Origin of the sequence: Mesorhizobium sp. M7A.F.Ca.CA.004.12.1.1 (genome assembly GCF_003997835.1) — a bacterium.
GTDB lineage: Bacteria > Pseudomonadota > Alphaproteobacteria > Rhizobiales > Rhizobiaceae > Mesorhizobium.
In genome coordinates, this window is the sequence record NZ_RZRK01000795.1 from 1 (window position 1) to 2,773 (window position 2,773).

A 2,773-nucleotide genomic window follows, 5' to 3' on the forward strand; every position below is an offset into this window, starting at 1 on the left:
GGCCTGAGCGTCATCGTCGACGTCGACAGCCGCACCGCCCCATCCGGGTCGGGCCCAGTGGCCGCGAACTGAGCGGCGACGGGAGCAATGCCATGGCAACCGCAACCCTGACAGCAGGAGCGCCGCCGGCGAGGCCGGCTGTGCCTGACACCATTTCGACGCGGCGCGTCATCGCCTTCCTGGCGATGGTGTTCGGCATGTTCATGGCCATCCTCGATATCCAGATCGTCTCCGCCTCGCTGTCGGAAATCCAGGCCGGCCTGAGCGCCAGCTCCGACGAAATCCCGTGGGTGCAGACCGCCTATCTGATCGCCGAAGTGGTGATGATCCCGCTGTCGGGCTTCCTCAGCCGGATGCTGTCGACGCGGGTGCTGTTCACGATCTCGGCGGCGGGCTTCACCGCGGCCAGTGCGCTGGCGGCGACTGCCACCAACATCGACCAGATGATTGTCTACCGCGCCGTCCAGGGCTTCATCGGCGGCGGCATGATACCGAGCGTCTTCGCCGCTGCCTTCACCATCTTCCCGCCCTCGCGCCGCGCCTTCGTCTCGCCGATGATCGGCCTGGTGGCGACGTTGGCGCCGACCATCGGCCCGACTGTCGGCGGCTATATCAGCCATGCCATGTCCTGGCACTGGCTGTTCCTGGTCAATGTCGTGCCCGGCATCCTGGTGACAGCGGCGGCCTGGACGCTGATCGACTTCGACAAGCCCAACCTCAAGCTGTTCAGCAAGTTCGACTGGTGGGGCCTCGCCGGCATGGCGGCTTTCCTGGGCTGCATGGAATATGTGCTCGAGGAAGGCCCCAACAATGACTGGCTGCAGGACCAGGGCGTCTTCATCTGCGCCATTGTCATGACCATCGGCGCGGTGCTGTTCTTCTGGCGGGTGTTCACCGCCGAGGAGCCGATCGTCGACCTGAAGGCCTTCACCAACATCAACTTCGCCTTCGGCTCGCTGTTTTCCTTCGTCATCGGCATCGGCCTTTACGGCCTGACCTATCTCTACCCGGTGTATCTCGGGCGCATCCGTGGCTACGATTCGATGATGATCGGCGAGGCGCTGTTCGTCAGCGGCCTGGCCATGTTCTTCACCGCGCCGATCTCGGGCATCCTGTCGAACAAGATGGACCCGCGGCTGATGATGATGATCGGCTTCTTCGGCTTCGCCACCGGCACCTGGTGGATGACGCATCTGACCGCCGACTGGGATTTCAACGAGCTGCTCATCCCGCAGATCCTGCGCGGCTGTTCGATGATGCTGTGCATGGTGCCGATCAACAACATCGCGCTCGGCACCTTGCCGCCCGAGCGGCTGAAGAATGCGTCCGGCCTGTTCAATCTCACCCGCAACCTTGGCGGTGCGGTTGGCCTCGCGCTGATCAACACCGTGCTGATCGACCGCAATGCCTTCCACTACGCAAGGCTCTCCGAGCATGTGCAATGGGGCAGTGAAGCCGCGCAGACCAAGCTGCAGAACATGACGCTCAATTTCGAGCAAACCCCCGGCCTGGATGCGACAAGTGCTGCCATCTCCAAGCTGTCGGGCATGGTCCAGCAGCAGGCGGCGCTGCTGTCATTCATGGATGTGTTCTTCATGCTGACGGTGCTGTTTGCGACGCTTGGCCTGTTCACCATGTTGATCCGCAAGCCGGCCGCGGCGGAGGGTGGAGGTGGTGGCGGCGGCCACTGATACCGGAGCAATTCCAGGAAAAGTGTAAGGCGGTTTTCCGTCAGGAATTGCGACAAGACAGAGATACGTGGGCAGCTGTTTCGGGAAGCTCCTCCAGTCCACGCCCGAAAAAGCTCTGACCGCGCAAAAAACTCCGGGCCGCAAGCCCGGAGTTTTTCATATCCAGTTGGAATTTGTCAGGCTGTGGCGGGCTTGAAGGTCAGCGCGACGCCGTTGATGCAGTGGCGCAGGCCGGTCGGCGCCGGACCGTCGTCGAAGACGTGGCCGAGATGGCCGCCGCAGCGGCGGCAATGCGCCTCGGTGCGCGTCATGCCGAGCGAGCGGTCCACGGTCGTGCCGATAGCCTTGGGGATCTCTTGCCAGAAGCTCGGCCAGCCGGTGCCGGAATCGAATTTCGTCTCCGACGAATAGACCGGCAGGTCGCAGCCGGCACAGGCGAAGATGCCCTTACGGTGTTCGTTGAGCAGCGGGCTGGTGCCGGGATACTCCGTGCCTTCCTTGCGCAGCACGTCGAAGGCGGCCGGCGACAGGATGGCTTTCCACTCGGCGTCGGTCTTGGTGACTTCGAATTTTTCGGCGGCCTGTGCTGCCTGCGGATCGCCCATGCGCAGCATCGTTGCTGCGGCCCCGACGACGCCGATGGCGGCGGCACCGCTCAAAAGAAAGTCGCGACGGTTCATGACCGGTTCCTCCTGATGTCCTTTTGCCAAACTATACCGCCGCGCGGAAATCAAAAGCCGGTGACGGTAGCCCCCTCGAACGAACACTCCGCGCCCTCCCACATCCGAATATGGGCGGCGCGGAGTGCGCGGGTCAATTGCGGATCACGGTAGCGGGATCGTGCAATCGACGGAGGGCCCTTGCTGCCAGTTCGCCGGCAGCAATCCCCTTGTTACATCTTCGGCAAAAGAACCTTGTCGATGACGTGGATGACGCCATTGGACTGTTCGACATCGGCGATCGTCACATTGGCGACATTGCCGCTCTCGTCGGTGACGGTGACCTTGCCGCCGTCGGCCTTGAGCGACAGCTCGCAGCCGCCGACCGTCTTGACCTTGTGGGCGCCGCCGTCAGCCTTGGCC

General features: G+C 63.2%; 3 protein-coding genes. 1 reads left to right on the forward strand and 2 read right to left on the reverse strand.

The window, feature by feature from the left end; genetic code table 11:
• The first annotated feature begins 92 nt into the window (after window positions 1-92).
• A complete protein-coding gene (locus tag EN984_RS29715) occupies window positions 93-1,691 on the forward strand; it encodes a DHA2 family efflux MFS transporter permease subunit (RefSeq protein WP_127384164.1) in 1,599 nt (532 codons plus the stop codon).
• A 176-nt stretch (window positions 1,692-1,867) separates the two neighbouring features.
• On the opposite strand, the gene msrB is transcribed toward EN984_RS29715, so the two are convergent.
• Both msrB and EN984_RS29725 read right to left on the reverse strand, forming a co-directional pair.
• The gene (gene msrB, locus EN984_RS29720; RefSeq protein WP_127267220.1) at window positions 1,868-2,371 is read right to left on the reverse strand and encodes a peptide-methionine (R)-S-oxide reductase MsrB; all 504 of its coding nucleotides are present in this window, start codon (window positions 2,369-2,371) and stop codon (window positions 1,868-1,870) included.
• 212 nt (window positions 2,372-2,583) lie between these two features.
• Window positions 2,584-2,773 (reverse strand): fasciclin domain-containing protein (locus tag EN984_RS29725; protein ID WP_206517510.1); only part of this gene is annotated, 190 nt, incomplete at its 5' end.

Bases quoted from the DNA above. Each gene is read 5' to 3' on its own strand.
- EN984_RS29715 (WP_127384164.1), top strand. From the start codon at position 93: ATGGCAACCGCAACCCTGACAGCAGGAGCGCCGCCGGCGAGGCCGGCT.
- msrB (WP_127267220.1), bottom strand. From the start codon at position 2,371: ATGAACCGTCGCGACTTTCTTTTGAGCGGTGCCGCCGCCATCGGCGTC.